Here is an 18,064-nt window from a genome sequence, read left to right as displayed (position 1 = left end):
GAGCTCGATGCGCGACAACGACATCGTCTGCCGCCGCCTGGTCGGCCGCACCGCCGTGGTCACCGGGGCGGGCAGCGGGATCGGTCTGGCCGCCGCGCGTCGGCTCGCCTCCGAGGGCGCCAAGGTGGTCTGCGCGGACCTGGACGAGGAGACCGGCCGGGCGGCCGCCAAGGAGGTCGGCGGGCTGTTCGTGCACACCGACGTCACCGACCCGTACATGGTCGAGGCGCTGTTCGACGAGGCGTACGAGACCTACGGCAGCGTGGACGTCGCCTTCAACAACGCGGGCATCTCGCCGCCCGAGGACGACTCCATCCTGACCACCGGCCTGGACGCCTGGCGCAGGGTCCAGGAGGTCAACCTGACCTCGGTCTACCTGTGCTGCAAGGCCGCGCTGCCGTACATGCGCCGGCACGGGCGGGGCTCGATCATCAACACCGCCAGCTTCGTGGCCCGGATGGGCGCGGCCACCTCGCAGATCTCGTACACCGCCTCCAAGGGCGGGGTGCTGGCGATGTCCCGCGAGCTGGGCGTGCAGTTCGCCCGGGAGGGCATCCGGGTGAACGCACTGTCGCCCGGGCCGGTGGACACCCCGCTGCTGCGCGAGCTGTTCGCCGAGGACCCGGAGCGCGCGGCCCGCCGGCTGGTGCACATCCCGCTCGGCCGCTTCGCCCGGGCCGAGGAGATCGCCGCCGCGGTGGCCTTCCTGGCCAGCGACGACTCCTCGTTCATCACCGCGAGCGAGTTCCTGGTGGACGGCGGAATCTCCGGGGCGTACGTCACCCCGCGCTAGGCCATCGGTGGGCCGTCGGCGGCTTCTCACTGTAATTTCATCGAAAACTGCGGCAATTGGCCGCTGCCCTGATTTCGCGTTTATCCGGCTGCCTTTAGATTCTGTGGTGTGAGCGAGCAGATTCCAGCCGGGTGGTACCCGGATCCGAAGGACATCACCAGCCACCCGAGGCCGCAGCGCTGGTGGGACGGGCAGGGCTGGACGGCCGACACCCGGCCCGCACCCTCGGACGCCCCGCAGCCGGAGCGTCCGGCCGCCGCGGCTCCGGGGCCGGGAGCGGTGGAGCAGCCCACGGTGCTGGAGGGCGAGGTCCTGGACAGCGGCCAGACGGTCCGCTACCCGGAGCCGCCGCCCTTCGGTGCCGCCTACGGCTCGTACGGCGAGCCCGCCAAGCCGCCGCGCAAGGCCTGGCGCAAGCCCTCCAAGCTGGTGGTGGCGACCGCTGTCGCGGCCCTGTTCGGGCTGGGCGCCGGCTCGGGGATCACCTATCTCGCGATGGACGGCCACGACAAGGACCGCACCCAGCGCAGCGCCCGGCAGCTGCCTGCGCCGAACGGCAACGCGGGGCCGTTCGGCGGACTCCCGGGCTTCGGTGGCGGCAGCGGTGGCAGCGGTGGCAGCGGTGGCAGCGGTGGCAGCGGTGGCAGCGGTGGCAGCGGTGGCGGCGGAAACGGCGGCGGCAGCGGGAAGTCCAAGCCGGGCGCCGGGAAGGCGGTCGACCTGGTGAACAAGCTCACCCTGCCGGTCCCCTCCGGCTGGCAGGCCGACCAGACCCCGGACGGCTACGCCGAGATCACCACCGGCTCGTACACCTGCGCGGACGGCAGCAGCCAGTGCACCCTCGGCGGGGTGACCACCGGCCGGATCGACGGCGGCGGCACCGACGTCCAGGCGGCGGCCAAGGCGGACGTCGAGAAGGCCGCCAAGGAGTCGTACGGGGACACCACCGGGCACCAGGAACTCAAGTCCGAGGCCGTGAAGGTCAACGGCCAGGACGGCTACCTGGTCCGCTGGAAGGTGGACGCGGCCAAGGGCAACAGCGGCTACGTGCAGACCGTGGTCTTCCCGTCCACCGACGGCAAGGCGCTGGTCGCGGTGCACTTCGGCTTCGACATCGCCGACAAGGCGCCGGACGTCGCCGTGATGGACACCATCGTCAAGGGCATCGCCGACTTCAAGGGCAAGCTCCCGTCCTTCCCCGGCCTCCCGGGAGTGCCGGGGATGCCGGGCGGCGGCTCCGGCGGCTCCGGCGGCTCGGGCAGCTCTGGCGGCTCTGGTGGCACCGACGGCTCGGGCAGCCCCGACGGCTCGGGCACCGAGACCACCTGAGCCCCCCGCTCCTCACACCGCGGCGGCCCACCCGGGAGGAATCCCTCCCGGGTGGGCCGCCGCCGTTCACCCCGGCTCCTCGACGGAGCCGCGGAACCGGACCGGACGGGGGTGGGCCGGCCCACCCCCGTGTCCGGCGTCAGGAGTCGCGTCGAACAGCCTCGACGCGACGGCGCCGGAGCACCATGCCCGCCCAGCCGACGCCGAGCGCGGCGGCACCGGCCAGCAGCAGCGGACCGGTGGCCGAGGCGCCGGCCACGGCCGCGGAGGTGGTCGGGATCGGCTGGCCGGCGGGGGCGTTCGGGTCCCCGCCGTGGCCGTGGTGGGCGACCGTGGACCTGGGGGCGTCGGCGGCGATCTGCGCGTCGCCGGGCGCGGCTGGGGCGGCGAGCGAGGAGACGGCCGGGGTGCCCGCGGCGGTGGGCGTGCCGAAGTCGACGTCGGAGCAGCTGTAGAACGCCTCCGGGCTGTCGCTGCGCTGCCAGATCATGTACAGCAGCTGGCGGCCGGTGCGCTGCGGCAGGGTGCCCGAGTAGGTGTAGTACCCGTTGACGGCGGTGCGGTCGACCTGCACCTGGGCCACCGGGGTCGGGTCGAGGTCCGACCACTTCAGCGGCTTGGTCGGGTCGTAGCTCGGCTTGGTGACGTAGACGGTCTGGGTGCCGACGTGCGGCGCGGTGGTGCGGAACTGGAAGGTGAAGTTGCCCGCGCTGACCGGGGTGGCCGGCCAGTCGGTGCGCGGCCAGTCCAGCGCCGCGTACTTGTCGCGGTTGGCTGAGCAGAGCCTGCCGTCCGGGATCAGCGCCTGGTGGTTCCCGGCGGCGTTGGCGATGTTGACCTCGTTCCAGTCGTACAGCGGCTGGGTGCCGCTCGCCGCGACGAGGTCCTTGCAGACCTGCGACACCGGGTGCTCCGGGCCCTCGGCGTAGCAGGCGGCGATTCGGCTGACGGGGTTGGTCATCGTGCCGTGGGCGCTGGCGGTACCGGCGGTGGTCGCGGCCACCGCGAGCACCGCGGCGCCGACCACGCCGACGGACAGGGCACTTCGTTTGATGGACATGGGGTGGGGACTCCTTGACCGTCGTTCCGGGCGGGTGTGGGGGAGAGCGGACACGCCTGCCCGTTCGGGGGCCGCCCGGCCCGGATCGCGGGCCCCGGTCAGAGCGTAGGATTGGTCTGGACCAAAGCGCAATAGCCGTTCCTGGACCGCTTGTTGACTGACTGTAGGCCCATGAGCAGCGCAAAGGCCCGACGGAAGGCGGTAGTTAGCCATTCCATCGGGCCTGGTTAAGACTGGAGAAAGGTCAGCGCTGCATGTTGTGGATGATGCCGGCCTGGATCACGGTCTCGTTGTAGGTCCCGCTCTCGATCTTGTTGATGATGTACGTCCCGCCGTCCGTCTTGTGGAAGCGCCCGGGGGCGAATTCCGCGAGGATGTCGAAGAGTTCCTCGGCCGCCTGCGGGTCTGTCCGGAACAGCGTGCGTAGCCGGTTGCGAAGGGCCGCGGCTTGGTCGGCCAGGACCTCCTCGTCGCCGTCGGCCTCCAGCACCTCGGCGCGGATCACCTCCAGCTCCGCGCTCGCCTCCTCGTCCCGCTCGCCGCGCCCGAACAGTCGGGCGATCCGCGAACTGGCTTGGTTCCAGGCGGCCGTGGCCATCAGGCCGGCCACGGAAGTCGCCCCGGACCTCACCATCTCCTGCACGAGTTCGCCGTCCATGAGCCTCCTCCGTGTTCCCTCGCTGCTGTCGGCACCACGGTAGGGCAAAGGCGGACGAAGCGTCAGAGGAAGGCCTTCCCCTCACCCCGGTAGGTCGGCACGGTGCGGACGATCCGGTCGCCCTCGATCAGGTGCAACTCCGCGAAGCGCTCGCACAGTTCGCCCGCCTTGGCGTGCCGGAACCAGACCCGGTCGCCGATCAGCAGGTCGTCCGCGGCCGAGCCGAGCAGCGGGGTCTGCACCTCGCCGGCGCCCTCCATCGGGTCGTAGCGCAGCCCCGGCGGCAGGTACGGCACCGGCGAGCGGTCCGGTCCGGCCGCGCCGGAGGCCGGGTAGCCGCCGCCGAGCACCGTCACCACCCCGACCCCGGGGCGGCGCACCACCGGCTGGCCGAACAGGGCGGCCGGACGGCCCCGGAACACGCGGTAGTTGTCGAACAGCTGCGGCTGGTACAGCCCGGAGCCGGCCGCGACCTCGGTGACGGCCTGCTCGGCCACGGTGGACTCCACGCTGCCGGTGCCGCCGCCGTTGACGAACTCCAGCTCGGCCACCTGGCGCAGTCGCCGGACCGCCGCCGCGCGCCGCTCGGCCAGCTCGGCCCGGGCCCGGCCCTGCATCAGCCGGATCAGCTGCGAGCGCACCGGCCGTCCCGGCACCCGGTCTCCCACCCCGGCGATGTGCCCCTCGTACGCCATCAGGCCGACCACCCGGAAGCCCGGGCGGCGCCGGACGAGTTCGGCGAAGGCGCCCAGCTCCTCCGGGGTGCGCAGCGGCGAGCGCCGGGCGCCCACCCGGACCCGCCCGCCGAGCAGGTGCAGCGCGGTGTCCAGCTCCAGGCAGACCCGCACCTCGGCGTCGCCGGAGCGCGCCTTGTCGATCAGGTCCAGCTGGGCCGGGTCGTCCAGGACGACGGTGATCCCGCCGGCCAGCTCCGGATCGGAGGTCAGCTCGGCGTAGCCGTCCCGGTCGGTGGAGGGGTAGGCGAGCAGGACGTCGCGCACGCCGGTACGGGCCAGCCAGAGCGACTCGCCCAGGGTGAAGCTCATCACCCCGAGGAAGCCGTCCACGGCCAGCGCCCGCTCCAGCAGCGCCCGGCAGCGCAGCGACTTGCTGGCCACCCGGATCGGCTTCCCGCCGGCCCGGCGCACCAGGTCGGCGGCGTTGGCGTCGAAGGCGGCGAGGTCCACGACGGCCACCGGCCCGTCCAGGTGGGCGGTGGCCCGGTCGTAGCGGTGGCGGTCGGAGACGGGGGCGGGTGCATCGAGGATGACCATGCGCGCAGGGTGCCACAGGGCGCTACCGGTGGGTAGGGGGCGCGTGCGGGGAAATGCGGGCGGTGGCCCGCGGTGGCCCGCGGTGGCATAGGGTCGGCCGGGTGGACCGCAAAGACTTCTCCAACCCGGCGTTCGTCGGCAAGAGCATCCCGAATCCCGGCTTCTCCGACGACGACGGCACGGCGGACCCGGCACTGGCCGCGGCCCTCGCCCGCTGGTCGCAGGACCGTACGGCCGAGCCCGAGGTGCTGGCGGCGCTGACCCCGACCCGGCTGATGGTCCCGATCGTCGCCCTCCTCGGCGAGGTCGAGGTGGACGAGCACGGACACAAGCACGACAAGAGCAGCGACATGGCCGTCCCGGTGCTGGAGGCCCCGGACGGGCGCCGCGCGCTGCCGGCCTTCACGTCACTGGAGACGCTCACCCGCTGGCGGGCCGACGCCCGCCCGGCACCGACGGCGGCCCCGCAGGCCGCGATGTTCGCCTTCTCCGAGCGTGCCGACACCCTGCTGATCGACCCGGCCGGGCCGGTGCCCTTCCTGCTGACCGGCGCCCGGCTGCGGGCGCTGGCGGAGAACCGCCCGTACCTGCCGCCGGTGACGGACCCGGAGGTGCGCGAGGCGGTCCGGGCGCTGCTGGCGGCCGAGCCGCAGGTGGTCAGCGGACTGCTGGCGCCGTCGGAGGACTCGGACGGGGTGCTCGCGGTGGTGTTCGACCCGGCGCTGGACCAGGCGGGGCTGCAGGAGGCCGCGCAGCGGGTCGGCCGGGCGGTGGCCGGGGACCCGGTGCTGCGGGTGCGGCTGGACCGGGGGCTGGACCTCGCGGTGCTCCCGGCGAGCGCGCAGCTGCCGGGGGAGCCGCTGTACCGGCGGTAGCCCGGAAACTCCTTGGGCGAGCACCCCCGAAATTTCGGGGGTGCTCGCCCAAGGGAAGTCGCGTCAGCTGTGAACCGGCCCGGTGCGTCAGCTGTAAACCGGCCCGGTGAACTTCTCGCCCGGCCCGGTGCCCGGCGCGTCCGGCACGAGCGAGGCCTCGCGGAAGGCCAGCTGCAGCGAGCGCAGGCCGTCCCGCAGCGGGGCCGCGTGGAAGTTGCTGATCTCGGGGGCACCGGCGGTGACCAGCCCGGCGAGCGCGGTGATCAGCTTGCGGGCCTCGTCCAGGTCCTTGTCCTTCTCGCCGCCCTCGGCGAGGCCGCACTTGACCGCGGCCGCGCTCATCAGGTGCACCGCGACGGTGGTGATCACCTCGACGGCCGGGACCTCGGCGATGTCGCGGGTGAGGTCGTCGAAGCCGATCGCGTCGTCGTCCGCGCCGGGGTTCTGGGTGGGCTCGCTGCTCAAGGGTGGCTCGTTCCTTCGTGCCGGGTGGGTACACGTGGAGCGTACAAGGGGCGTGTGACGCGCGGAAAAGGGCAGTGCGCCGGGGCGGAATAGCGTTCGACTCCCCGGCGCTGTATGCTTCGAGACTGACCGGCCGGGATCCCTCGTGGGCACCTGGCCAGCAAGTGGAGGCTCCACTGCGAGGAGGCCCGAGAGGGCAACCGCGAAAGTCTCCCACCTGATCGGCCTCACGGTCGACGGGTCCGGTCCGCGACGGGCGCCACGGCGCCGAGTCGCCGCAGCGCCCCTCACCGGGTGCCGCCCCCGGTTGTGTGGAGCCCCGCTTGTACCGAGCGGGGCTTTTTTCGTGTCGCGGTGCTCGCGGTGCCGAGAGGTACCGGGCAGCGCAGCTCGAATGAAGCCCCGCCCAGTGGTCGAGTCCACTACGTGCGACCGCCGTCCGACGGCCGCATCGCAGAAGGTGCAACCGAGGAGGCCCCATCAGCACCGAGCCCCGCATCAACGACCGGATTCGCGTCCCGGAGGTGCGACTCGTCGGTCCCAGCGGCGAGCAGGTCGGCATCGTGCCGCTTGCCAAGGCGCTGGAGCTCGCGCAGGAGTACGACCTCGACCTGGTCGAGGTCGCGGCGACCGCCCGGCCGCCGGTGTGCAAGCTCATGGACTACGGCAAGTTCAAGTACGAGTCGGCCATGAAGGCCCGTGAGGCGCGCAAGAACCAGGCGCACACGGTCATCAAGGAGATGAAGCTCCGGCCGAAGATCGACCCGCACGACTATGACACCAAGAAGGGTCACGTCGTCCGGTTCCTCAAGCAGGGCGACAAGGTCAAGATCACGATCATGTTCCGTGGTCGTGAGCAGTCCCGCCCCGAGCTGGGCTTCCGTCTGCTGCAGCGGCTCGCCGACGACGTCCAGGAGCTGGGCTTCGTCGAGTCCTCGCCGAAGCAGGACGGCCGGAACATGATCATGGTTCTTGGCCCGCACAAGAAGAAGACCGAGGCGATGGCCGAGGCCCGCGCCCTCGCGGACGCCCGCAAGGCCGAGCGGCTGGGCCGGACCCCCGGCTCCGACGCCGCCCCCGAGGACGACGACGCGGTGGCCGAGGACCTGGTGGCCGACGACGCCGTGACCGAGGAGCAGGACGCCCCGGTCGAGGCGCCGGCCATCGAGGCCGAGGCTCCGGTCGAGCAGCCGGCCGCCTCCCAGGGCGCCTGAGCCGACACCGGCTCGGGGCAGTCCGGGAGACCGGCCCCCTAGGGTGACAGGGCGTCCCGCCCGGTCACCGCAGATCCATCCAGTTCACGCCCGCGCGGCACAGGTTGCGCGGGCGTGAACGGGACCGACGAGGAGATACGGCGAAATGCCGAAGCAGAAGACGCACAGTGGCGCCAGCAAGCGCTTCAAGATCAGTGGCTCTGGCAAGGTGCTGCGCGAGCGCGCCGGCCGCCGCCACCTCCTGGAGCACAAGCCCTCGACGCTGACCCGCAAGCTGGCCGGGACGGTCGAGCTGGCCCCCGCTGACGCCAAGAAGATCAAGAAGCTTCTCGGCAAGTGATCGCCCTCCCGCCCGGCGCGAGCCGGTGCGGGGCAGCTGATCCTTCCCGACCCATTCGAATGACGGACCACGTGAAGTAGTCCGTGGTCCAACCCAAGGAGTAATCAAGTGGCACGCGTCAAGCGGGCAGTCAACGCCCACAAGAAGCGCCGGGTCATCCTGGAGCGCGCCAGCGGCTACCGTGGCCAGCGCTCGCGCCTGTACCGCAAGGCCAAGGAGCAGGTCACCCACTCGCTGGTCTACAACTTCAACGACCGCAAGAAGCGCAAGGGCGACTTCCGTCAGCTGTGGATCCAGCGCATCAACGCTGCGGCCCGTGCCAACGGCATCACCTACAACCGCTTCGTGCAGGGCCTGAAGGCCGCCAGCGTCGAGATCGACCGCAAGATGCTGGCCGACCTGGCCGTCAACGACCCGGGTGCGTTCGCCTCCCTGGTCGAGGTTGCCCAGAAGGCGCTGCCGGCCGACGTGAACGCCCCGAAGGCTGCCGCGGACGCCGCCTGATCTCCCGAGATCGGTTGAGCTCTGACCGGACCCGCAGGCTCTCCTGCGGGTCCGGTTCTGCGTTCCGCCCCCAGCCACCAGCGTCAGCACCTCCAGAGTCAGCACCTCCAGAGTCAGCGCCCCCGGAGAACGAGACCATGCCGAGCACCGACACCCCCCTGCTCACCTCCCTGCGCTCGCCGCGCGTCGTCGCCGCCCGCCGGCTGGCCAAGCGGAACCAGCGCACCAAGGAGCGCCGCTTCCTGGCCGAGGGCCCGCAGGCCGTCCGGGAGGCCGTCGCCTTCGGCAAGCTGCCGGGGACGGCCGAGCACGCCGTGGTCGAGGTGTACGTGGGCCTGGAGGCCGCCGAGCGGCACGCGGACATCGTCGAGGCCGCCCTGGCCGAGGGACTGCCGGTGCTGACCGCCACCGACGAGGTGATCGCCGACATCTGCGACACGGTGACCCCGCAGGGCATCGTGGCGCTCTGCCGCTTCATCGACACCCCGTTCGCCGAGGTGCTCAAGGCCCGGCCGAAGCTGGTGGCGATCCTCGCCCACGTGCGCGACCCCGGGAACGCCGGCACCGTGCTGCGCACCGCCGACGCGGCCGGCGCGGACGCCGTGGTGCTCACCGACGCCTCGGTGGACCTCTACAACCCGAAGGCCGTCCGGGCCTCCGTCGGCAGCCTGTTCCACCTGCCGGTGGCGGTCGGTGTGCCGGTCGAGGAGGCGGTCGGGAAGCTGCGCGAGGCCGGGATCCGGGTGCTCGCCGCGGACGGCGCGGGGGAGCGCGACCTGGACCAGGAGCTCGACGAGGGCACCCTGGGTGCGCCCGGCGCGTGGGTGTTCGGCAACGAGGCGTGGGGGCTCCCGGAGGAGACCCGTGCGCTCACCGACGAGGTCGTGCGCGTCCCGATCCACGGGCACGCCGAGAGCCTCAATCTGGCCACCGCCGCGGCCGTCTGCCTGTACGCCTCGGCCCGGGCGCAGCGTTCGCCCGGCGGCTGCCGCTCGAACGGCTGACACGCGCCGTGGGGCGTGTCGTGCGGGTCCTCGCCGGGTCCGCGGCAAAACCCACGGGACACGCCCCGGGCGCGCCGGGATCACCACGCTGCAAGCCCTACTGTCGGGGCCTGCGAAGCGCTAGGGTCTGCCTCGGTGTGGGGAACGGCACGGTGGGTAATCGGGGAGGCAACCCATGGTCGGCAGCGGGCCTGAGCTCGACCCGGACGACCTGCCGGACGGCCTGGTGGTCGCCGACGCGCTGGGTCGGGTGGTCTGCTTCAACCGGGCCGCGGCCCGGCTCACCGGCGTGCTCCCGGCGGCCGCGCTCGGCAGCTTGCTGGAGGACGTCCTGCCGCTGGAGGACCTGGACGGCCGCCGCTGGTGGCAGCTGACCGACCCGTACGGCGGCTTGGCCATCCGCACCGGCCAGCCCGAGCGCAACCTGTTGCTGCCCGGCGGCCGTGAGGTGCTGGTCTCCGCGCGCTACGTCCGCACCGAGCCCGGCGGGCCGCTGGAGCGCCTGGTGATCGCCCTGCGCGGCACCGAGGCCCGGCGTCGCACCGAGCGCAGCCACGCCGAGCTGATCGCCACCGTCGCGCACGAGCTGCGCTCCCCGCTGACCAGCGTCAAGGGCTTCACGGCCACACTGCTGGCCAAGTGGGAGCGGTTCACCGACGGGCAGAAGCGGCTGATGCTGGAGACCGTGGACGCGGACGCCGACCGGGTCACCCGGCTGATCGCCGAGCTGCTGGACATCTCCCGGATCGACGCCGGGCGGCTGGAGCTGCGCAAGCAGGTGGTCGACCTGGCGGCGGCGGTGCGCCGGCACGTCGAGCGCAAGGTCGCCACCGGCATCCCGGAGGAGCGCTTCGACATCCGGATCAGTGAGCCGCTGACGGTGCTGTGGGCGGACCCGGACAAGGTCGACCAGGTGCTGGCCAACCTGCTGGAAAACGCGGTGCGCCACGGCGAGGGAACTGTCACGATCGAGGTGGCACCGGCCAAGGAGGTCGTCGAGGCACCCGTCTGGGAGCGCTCCGGCACCCCGCCCCGCATCGTGGAAGGCACCGCGGTCACCGTGAGCGACGAAGGAAGCGGCATCCCCGAGGAGTCGATCCCGCGCGTCTTCACCCGCTTCTGGCGGGGCTCCAAGCGCGGTGGCACCGGCCTCGGGCTCTACATCGTCAAGGGCATCGTGGAGGCCCACGGCGGCTCGATCCGGGTCGACCGCGCGCCCGGCGGCGGGGCCAGGTTCCGATTTATCCTGCCCGCCGGGGTGCCCGACTTCATGCTCTGAACGAGCATGGACGACCAGCAGAGCATGCTGAGGTCGGGGCCCGGACGGGCTTGACGGCAGCCGCGCTACGCGCTGCGACTACACTCGACCTTTGGCGTTGCGCAACGCCCTGTGCGGCTGTGCCGCGGACGCCCCTCCCCGTTCGTACGGAGATCGGCTGCCCGCGCCCCGGCCCCGCCGGGCGTGACGCGAAGGCGAGCCCCACACACCTGAGCACGGACGAGCAGGAGCACGGGAAAGATAGAGATGTCGGCACCCAACAAGTCGTACGACCCCGTCGAGGTCGAGGCCCTCAAGCCCGAGGTGGTGGAGCAGGCGCGGGACGCGGCGATCGCCGCCTTCGCCGCCGCCGGCACCCTGGACGAGCTGAAGCAGGCCAAGGTCGCCCACTACGGCGACCGCTCCGCGCTCGCGCTCGCCAACCGCGAGATCGGCGCCCTTCCGCCGCACGCCAAGGCCGCCGCCGGCAAGCTGATCGGCCAGGCCCGCGGCGCCGTCAACCAGGCGCTCGCCAAGCGGCAGGCCGAGCTGGAGGCGGAGCGGGACGCCCGCGTGCTGGTCGAGGAGGCGGTGGACGTCACGCTGCCGTACGACCGCGTTCCGCGCGGCGCCCGGCACCCGCTGACCACGATGGCCGAGCGCATCGAGGACACCTTCGTCGCGATGGGCTACCAGGTCGCCGAGGGCCCCGAGGTCGAGGCCGAGTGGCTCAACTTCGACGCCCTCAACCTGGGCCCGGACCACCCGGCCCGCTCGATGCAGGACACCTTCTTCGTCCAGGCCCCGGACGGCTCCGCCGACTCCGGCGTGGTGCTGCGTACCCAGACCTCCCCGGTCCAGGCCCGCACCATGCTCGACCGCGAGCCCCCCGTCTACGTGGTCTGCCCGGGCCGGGTCTACCGGACCGACGAGCTGGACGCCACCCACACCCCGGTGTTCCGCCAGGTCGAGGGCCTCGCCGTCGACGAGGGCATCACCTTCGCCGACCTCAAGGGCACCATCGAGGTGCTGGTCGAGAAGCTGATCGGCGGTGGCCTGGAGCTGCGCTGGCGCCCCTCGTACTTCCCGTTCACCGAGCCGAGCGCCGAGATCGACCTGCAGTGCTTCGTGTGCCGCGGCGAGAGCGTCGGCAACCCGGACCGCCCGTGCCGCACCTGCTCCTCCGAGGGCTGGATCGAGCTCGGCGGCTGCGGCGTGGTCAACCCGCGGGTGCTGGTCGCCTGCGGCGTGGACCCGGACCGCTACAGCGGGTTCGCCTTCGGCCTGGGCCTGGAGCGAATCCTGATGAATCGTCACAACGTCGCCGACATGCGCGACATGGTCGAGGGTGACGTGCGCTTCACCCTCCCGTTCGGGATGGAGATCTGATGCGCGTCCCGCTTTCCTGGCTGCGCGAGTACGTCGATCTGCCGGCCGGCGAGACCGGCCGTGACGTGGCCGAGCGCCTGGTCCGGGCCGGCCTGGAGGTCGAGACCGTCGAGCAGCTCGGCGGCGACCTCAAGGGCCCGCTGGTGGTCGGCGAGGTGCTCTCCATCGAGGAGCTGTCCGGCTTCAAGAAGCCGATCCGGCACTGCTTCGTCAACGTCGGCGACGCCAACGGCACCGGCGAGCCGCAGGAGATCGTCTGCGGCGCGACCAACTTCGCCGTCGGCGACAAGGTCGTCGTCGTGCTCCCGGGCGCCGTTCTGCCCGGCCCGTTCCCGATCGCGGCCCGCAAGACCTACGGCCAGACCTCGGCCGGCATGATCTGCTCGGCCCGCGAGCTGGGCATGGGCGACGACCACAACGGCATCATCGTGCTCCCGCCGGAGTACGAGCCCGGCACCGACGCCATCGAGCTGCTCCAGCTGGTCGACGAGGTGCTCGACATCGCCGTCACCCCGGACCGCGGCTACTGCCTGTCCATGCGCGGCGTGGCCCGTGAGGCCGCCGCCGCGTACGGGCTGCCGCTGGCCGACCCGGCGCTGCTCGACGTGCCGCCGGCCAACTCCTTCGGCTACCTGGTCAAGGTCAACGACCCGACCGGCTGCGACCGCTTCGTGGCCCGTACGGTCGTCGGCGTCGACCCGAGCGCCAAGTCCCCGATCTGGCTGCAGCGCCGCCTGCAGAAGGCGGGCATCCGCCCGATCTCGCTGACCGTCGACATCACCAACTACGTGATGCTGGAGGTCGGCCAGCCGCTGCACGCCTACGACAAGCAGCGCGTGGACGGCCCGATCACGGTCCGCCGGGCCGAGCCGGGCGAGACCCTCACCACCCTCGACGGCGTGGAGCGCAAGCTGTCCGTCGAGGACCTGCTGATCTGCGACAACAGCGGCCCGATCGGCCTGGCCGGTGTCATGGGCGGCGCCTCGACCGAGATCCTCGACCCGGCCGCCGGCCCGGGCACCACCGAGGTGATCATCGAGGCGGCGCACTTCGCCCCGGTCGTCATCGCCCGCGCCGCCAAGCGGCACAAGCTGCCCTCCGAGGCGTCCAAGCGCTTCGAGCGGGGCGTCGACCCGGAGGCGGCCCGCGCCGCCGCCCAGCGCGCCGTCGACCTGCTCGTGCTGATCGCCGGCGGCACCGCCGAGGCCGGGGTCACCGACATCGCCGGCCCGCACCCGGTGCGCACCATCCTGATCCCCGCCGACCTGCCCGACAAGGTCGCCGGCACCGAGTACGGCCGCGAGACCGTCACCCGGCGCCTGCAGGAGATCGGCTGCTCCGTCGCGGGCGCCGACACCCTGGAGGTCACCCCGCCGACCTGGCGGCCCGACCTCACCGACCCGTACGACCTCGCGGAGGAGGTCATCCGGCTGGAGGGCTACGACAACGTCCCCGCCCGGATGCCCAACGTGCCGCCGGGCAAGGGCCTGACCGAGGCCCAGCGGACCCACCGCCGGATCGGCGTGGCGCTGGCCGCGGCCGGCTACGTCGAGGTCAACAACTACCCGTTCCTCGGCGAGGCCGCCTTCGAGGCGCTCGGCCTGGAGTCGGACGACCGGCGCCGCCGCACGGTGAAGCTGGTCAACCCGCTCAACGACGAGGAGCCGGCGCTGCGCACCACGCTGCTGCCGGGCCTGCTCGGCGCGCTGCGCCGCAACGTCGGCCGGGGCAACACCGACCTGGCGGTCTTCGAGACCGGCACCGTCTTCCTGCCCAAGGACGAGCTGACCGTGGCCCCGCGCCCGGCCGTCGACCACCGGCCCAGCGACGAGGAGCTGGCCGCGCTGGACGCCGCGCTGCCGGACCAGCCGCGTCGGGTCGCCGTCGCCCTCGCGGGCGAGCGGCTGCCGTCCGGCTGGTGGGGCAAGGGCGACCAGGCCTCCTGGGCGGACGCCGTCGAGGCGGCCCGTACGGTGGCCCGTGCGGCCGGCGTCGAGCTGACCGTCCGCCAGGGGCAGCAGGCGCCCTGGCACCCGGGCCGCTGCGCCGAGCTGGTCGTCGCCGGCACCGACCGGGTGGTCGGCCACGCCGGTGAGCTGCACCCGCGCGTGGTCAAGGCGCTCGGGCTGCCGGCCCGTACCGCGGCCGCGGAGGTCGACATCGACCTGCTGACGGCGGACGGCGCCGAGCGCGTCAACGGCCCGGCGGTCTCCGGCTTCCCGGTGGCCACCCAGGACGTCGCGCTGATCGTCGACACCGCCGTCCCGGCCGCCGAGGTCGAGGCGGCGCTGCGCACGGGCGCGGGTGAACTGCTGGAGGCCATCCGGCTGTTCGACGTGTTCACCGGTGAGCAGGTCGGCGAGGGCAAGAAGTCGCTGGCCTACGCGCTGCGCTTCCGCGCCGCCGACCGCACCCTGACCGCCGACGAGGCCACCGCCGCCCGCGAGGCCGCCGTCGCCGAGGCCGTCAGCCGTACGGGAGCGGTGCTGCGCGGGGCCTGATTCCGTAGCACCCGAGAGGGCCCCACACCTGCCGCGAGGCGGGTGTGGGGCCCTCTCGCGTTATCCGGCTTGACGATTCGTCATTCCATCCTTTATCTCTTTACCTATGGAAGTAGATAAAGCCGAGGGCCAGCCCTCGCCCATCGAGTTCCGCCTGGACCCGACCTCCGGCGTCCCGACCTACCTGCAACTCGTGCAGCAGGTCGAACAGGCGCTGCGGATGGGCTGGTTGGCGGAGGGGGACCGGCTGCCCCGGGTGCGGGAGGTGGTGGCGGGGTTGGCGATCAACCCGAACACCGTGCTGAAGGCCTACCGGGAGCTGGAGCACCGCGGTCTGGCGGTCGGCCGCCGCGGCCAGGGCACCTTCGTGCGGGGGCTGCCCGCCGGGGTGGTCCCCTTGCGTGAACGGACCGCGCTGCGGCGGGGGTTGCTGGACTGGATGCGCTCGGCGCAGGCCGCCGGGCTGGACGAAGGGGGGATGGTCGCGGTGTTCGAGGATGCGCTGCGCGACCTGCGTGAGGGGCGCGACGGGGTGGTGGCCTGATGGTGGCGGACACGGTGATCGACTGCGGCGGGATCGGCAAGCGCTACCGTCGCTCCTGGGCCCTGCGAGACTGCCATCTCGCCGTCCCCGCCGGGCACGTGGTGGCCCTGGTCGGCCCGAACGGTGCCGGCAAGACCACGCTGCTCAGCCTGGCCGCCGGTCTGACCCTGCCCAGCGAGGGCGCGATGACCGTCCTCGGTGACCAACTCCCCGGCTCGCCGCGGGCCTTGGACCGGATCGGCTTCGTCGCCCAGAACGCCGCGCTCTACCCGGGCCTGCCCGTGCGCGACCTGCTCGCGATGGGCCGCCACCTCAACCGGCGCTGGGACGACGCCCGGGCGCGCAATCACCTGGAGGGCCTCGGCATCCCGCTGGACCGCAAGTACGGCCGGCTCTCGGGCGGCCAGCAGGCCCAGGTCTCGCTCGCCCTGGCCCTCGCCAAGCGGCCCGAACTCCTGCTCCTGGACGAGCCGTTGGCCGCGCTCGACCCGCTCGCCCGGCACGACTTCATGTCCGTGCTGCTCACCGCGGTGGCTGAGGACGGCCTCTCGGTGATGTTCTCCTCGCACGCCGTCAACGAGCTGGAGCAGAGCTGCGACTACCTGGTGGTGCTGGCCGGCGGCCGGGTCCAGGTGACCGGGGAGGTGGACGACCTGCTGGGCGGCCACCGGATGCTCACCGGTCCGACCGCCGAGGCGGACGCGGTCGCAGAGCGCCTGCCGGTGGTCCGCGACCGCCGGGCCGGCGCCCAGTCCCACCTGCTGGTCCGCACCGGCGGCGTGGACGCCCCGGTCTCCGGGGAGTGGCGCCAACAGCGCATCGGCCTGGAGGAGTTGGTGCTCGCCTACCTGCGCGAACCGACCGCCTCCGCTCTCCCCGGCCCGCGCGGGGCCGTCGTCAAGAACCAGAAGGTACTGTCGTGAGCTCGACCACCCTCGCCCCGCCCCGCTCCGCCGTGCTGCGGGCCGCCGGGCTGCGCCACCGGCCCGCGCTGCTGACCCTGCTCGCGGTGATGGGCGTGATCTCGCTCCTCCTGCTGCTCCACGGTTGGTACCTGCACGTCGGCCTGGACCGCACGGGCGCGGCCTCCTGCGACCCGGCTACCGAGGCCTGCCTGACCAAGTACAAGCAGTTCACGCGCCAGTACGCCGGCAACTTGCTGTATCTGGAAACCGTGGTCTACGTCCTCGGTGGCGTGTTCGGCGTGTTCCTCGGCGGCCCGCTGCTGGCGCGGGAGTTCGAGCACGGCACGGTGCGCTTCGCCTGGACCCAGGGCGCCGGGCGAACCCGTTGGACGGCGGGTGGCCTGGTCGTGGGAGGTGCGGTGCTGGCCGTCGTGGCGGCGCTGTTCGGGCTGCTGCTGCGCTGGTGGAACGAGCCGCTGGCGATCAGGGCCGGAGCGTTCAACCCAGACCTCTTCGCTCTGACGCCGCCCGTGATGGTGGGCCGGGTGCTGGTGGCCTTCGGGGTCGCGGCGCTGGCCGGCGCGGTGCTGCGCCGCACGGTGATCGCGGTGGGCATCGGCCTGGCGGCCTCGGTCGCGCTGCCGTTCCTTGCCCAGGCCGTGCGCTCGCACTACATGACTCCGCTGGAGATGCCGACGCACACCTTGGCGCCGATGGCGCTGGACGACAGCTGGGTGCTGAGCGTGTGGTTCTCCGACCCGGCCGGGAACCGGATCTCTGCGGACGACTTCTACCGCCTCGGCGATTCGGGCGCCCAGTGGCAGGCAATGCTGCGCGACGGTGGCTACACCGCGCACCAGGTGTACCAGCCGGCGAACCGGTTCTGGCCGTTCCAGTGGATCGAGTTCGGCTGGACGACCCTGCTGGCCGTGGTGCTGTGCGCGGCGGCGGTGTGGTGGGTGCGCCGCCGGGCCGTCTGACGGAGAAGTTGCGGAGGGTGTGTCAAAACCCTTGCGGCAGCAGGGCTGTTGGGCGCTAATTTCGCGTTAGGAAAGTTTCCTAACCCCCACAGGAAACGGAGCGTTCACATGCGCCCTCAGCCCCGCCGCGCCCTCGGCACGGCCCTCGCCGCCGTCCTGGTGGCCGCACCCCTCACGGTCGCGGCCACCTCGGCCGCCCAGGCCGCGCCCGCCGCCGCGGCCGCCGTCCGGATCAAGGGTGTCGGCCTGGACGACCCGCACAAGAAGGACATCGCCATGCAGCTGGTGTCCAGCGCGGAGAACTCGTCGCTGGACTGGAAGGCCCAGTACAAGTACATCGAGGACATCGGTGACGGCCGCGGCTACACCGCCGGCATCATCGGCTTCTGTTCCGGGACCGGGGACATGCTGGACCTGGTGAAGCACTACACCGACCTCAGGCCCGGCAACGTCCTCGCCAAGTACCTGCCCGCGCTGAAGAAGGTCAACGGCAGCGCCTCGCACGCCGGTCTCGGCACCCCGTTCGTCAAGGACTGGGCCGCCGCCGCCAAGGATCCGGTCTTCCAGCAGGCTCAGAACGACGAGCGCGACCGGGTGTACTTCAACCCCGCCGTCGGTCAGGCCAAGGCCGACGGGCTACGTGCGCTCGGCCAGTTCGCCTACTACGACGCCATCGTCATGCACGGCCCCGGAAACGGCTCCGACAGTTTCGGCGGCATTCGCGCCGCGGCCATGAAGAAGGCCAGGACCCCCGCCCAGGGCGGCGACGAGGCCGCCTACATCAAGGCCTTCCTGGAAGCCCGCAAGGTGGTCATGAAGAAGGAGGAGGCACACTCCGACACCAGCCGGGTCGACACCGAGCAGATGGTCTTCCTCAGCGCGGGGAACTTCGACCTCAACCCGCCGCTGCGCTGGAAGGTCTACGGCGACAGCTACTCGATCGCCAGTTGAGACTCCGGTGGGCCGGGGCG

18 protein-coding genes are annotated in these 18,064 nt (G+C 72.5%); 14 read left to right on the top strand and 4 right to left on the bottom strand.

The genetic code is table 11. The features are described 5' to 3' along the window. Positions 1–7 precede the first annotated feature (7 nt). Complete coding sequence (locus tag ACGF12_RS21135; RefSeq protein WP_393032017.1) at positions 8–793, top strand: 3-oxoacyl-ACP reductase; 786 nt, start codon at positions 8–10, stop codon at positions 791–793. A gap of 108 nt (positions 794–901) precedes the next feature. Further along, a complete protein-coding gene (locus ACGF12_RS21130; protein ID WP_393032014.1) occupies positions 902–2,122 on the top strand; it encodes a DUF2510 domain-containing protein in 1,221 nt (406 codons plus the stop codon). A 139-nt stretch (positions 2,123–2,261) separates the two neighbouring features. Here the strand turns inward: ACGF12_RS21130 and ACGF12_RS21125 are convergent, their stop codons facing one another. From ACGF12_RS21125 to ACGF12_RS21115, 3 genes are all read right to left on the bottom strand, one after another. Beyond that, positions 2,262–3,182, bottom strand: coding sequence for a lytic polysaccharide monooxygenase (locus ACGF12_RS21125; protein ID WP_393032011.1), 921 nt, complete (start codon positions 3,180–3,182; stop codon positions 2,262–2,264). Between the two features lie 244 nt (positions 3,183–3,426). After that, the gene (locus tag ACGF12_RS21120; RefSeq protein ID WP_393032008.1) at positions 3,427–3,840 is read right to left on the bottom strand and encodes a hypothetical protein; all 414 of its coding nucleotides are present in this window, start codon (positions 3,838–3,840) and stop codon (positions 3,427–3,429) included. A gap of 62 nt (positions 3,841–3,902) precedes the next feature. After that, positions 3,903–5,114 carry an alanine racemase gene (locus tag ACGF12_RS21115; protein WP_393032005.1) on the bottom strand — a complete coding sequence of 404 codons (1,212 nt, stop codon included), beginning with the start codon at positions 5,112–5,114 and terminating at the stop codon, positions 3,903–3,905. A 101-nt stretch (positions 5,115–5,215) separates the two neighbouring features. Between ACGF12_RS21115 and ACGF12_RS21110 the strand changes: the two genes are divergently transcribed. Further along, positions 5,216–5,989, top strand: coding sequence for an SseB family protein (locus ACGF12_RS21110; protein WP_393032002.1), 774 nt, complete (start codon positions 5,216–5,218; stop codon positions 5,987–5,989). 87 nt (positions 5,990–6,076) lie between these two features. Here the strand turns inward: ACGF12_RS21110 and ACGF12_RS21105 are convergent, their stop codons facing one another. Beyond that, positions 6,077–6,454, bottom strand: coding sequence for a DUF1844 domain-containing protein (locus tag ACGF12_RS21105; protein WP_363427199.1), 378 nt, complete (start codon positions 6,452–6,454; stop codon positions 6,077–6,079). Positions 6,455–6,933: 479 nt separating this feature from the next. Here ACGF12_RS21105 and infC point away from each other — a divergent pair, with 479 nt between their 5' ends. The 11 genes from infC (at position 6,934) to ACGF12_RS21050 (ending at position 18,044) form a co-directional block, all read left to right on the top strand. Further along, complete coding sequence (infC, locus tag ACGF12_RS21100; protein ID WP_393032079.1) at positions 6,934–7,668, top strand: translation initiation factor IF-3; 735 nt, start codon at positions 6,934–6,936, stop codon at positions 7,666–7,668. A 145-nt stretch (positions 7,669–7,813) separates the two neighbouring features. After that, positions 7,814–8,008, top strand: a complete 195-nt coding sequence (rpmI, locus tag ACGF12_RS21095) for a 50S ribosomal protein L35 (RefSeq protein WP_030055648.1) — start codon at positions 7,814–7,816, stop codon at positions 8,006–8,008. 108 nt (positions 8,009–8,116) lie between these two features. After that, positions 8,117–8,512: a 50S ribosomal protein L20 gene (gene rplT / locus ACGF12_RS21090; RefSeq protein ID WP_030055649.1), complete on the top strand. Its 396-nt coding sequence runs from the start codon at positions 8,117–8,119 to the stop codon at positions 8,510–8,512. 137 nt (positions 8,513–8,649) lie between these two features. Further along, the gene (locus ACGF12_RS21085; RefSeq protein ID WP_393031997.1) at positions 8,650–9,516 is read left to right on the top strand and encodes a TrmH family RNA methyltransferase; all 867 of its coding nucleotides are present in this window, start codon (positions 8,650–8,652) and stop codon (positions 9,514–9,516) included. Between the two features lie 175 nt (positions 9,517–9,691). Beyond that, positions 9,692–10,795, top strand: a complete 1,104-nt coding sequence (locus ACGF12_RS21080; RefSeq protein WP_393031994.1) for an ATP-binding protein — start codon at positions 9,692–9,694, stop codon at positions 10,793–10,795. Between the two features lie 246 nt (positions 10,796–11,041). Beyond that, positions 11,042–12,163 carry a phenylalanine--tRNA ligase subunit alpha gene (gene pheS / locus ACGF12_RS21075; RefSeq protein ID WP_393031991.1) on the top strand — a complete coding sequence of 374 codons (1,122 nt, stop codon included), beginning with the start codon at positions 11,042–11,044 and terminating at the stop codon, positions 12,161–12,163. Continuing rightward, complete coding sequence (pheT, locus tag ACGF12_RS21070; protein WP_393031988.1) at positions 12,163–14,664, top strand: phenylalanine--tRNA ligase subunit beta; 2,502 nt, start codon at positions 12,163–12,165, stop codon at positions 14,662–14,664. The genes pheS and pheT overlap by 1 nt, the downstream gene beginning before the upstream one ends. Positions 14,665–14,770: 106 nt before the next feature. After that, positions 14,771–15,208 carry a GntR family transcriptional regulator gene (locus ACGF12_RS21065; protein WP_393031985.1) on the top strand — a complete coding sequence of 146 codons (438 nt, stop codon included), beginning with the start codon at positions 14,771–14,773 and terminating at the stop codon, positions 15,206–15,208. Continuing rightward, a complete protein-coding gene (locus ACGF12_RS21060) occupies positions 15,208–16,131 on the top strand; it encodes an ATP-binding cassette domain-containing protein (RefSeq protein ID WP_393031982.1) in 924 nt (307 codons plus the stop codon). The genes ACGF12_RS21065 and ACGF12_RS21060 overlap by 1 nt, the downstream gene beginning before the upstream one ends. Next, complete coding sequence (locus tag ACGF12_RS21055; RefSeq protein ID WP_393031979.1) at positions 16,128–17,093, top strand: ABC transporter permease subunit; 966 nt, start codon at positions 16,128–16,130, stop codon at positions 17,091–17,093. The genes ACGF12_RS21060 and ACGF12_RS21055 overlap by 4 nt, the downstream gene beginning before the upstream one ends. A gap of 108 nt (positions 17,094–17,201) precedes the next feature. Next, on the top strand, positions 17,202–18,044 hold the full coding sequence (locus ACGF12_RS21050; protein ID WP_393031976.1) for a chitosanase: 843 nt from the start codon (positions 17,202–17,204) through the stop codon (positions 18,042–18,044). Positions 18,045–18,064: the final 20 nt, after the last annotated feature.

The sequence above is a fragment of the Kitasatospora sp. NPDC048296 genome (genome assembly GCF_043201815.1).
Lineage (GTDB): Bacteria > Actinomycetota > Actinomycetes > Streptomycetales > Streptomycetaceae > Kitasatospora.
Note: the sequence above shows the minus strand (reverse complement) of the source record. Positions and strands in the feature narration are given on the sequence as shown.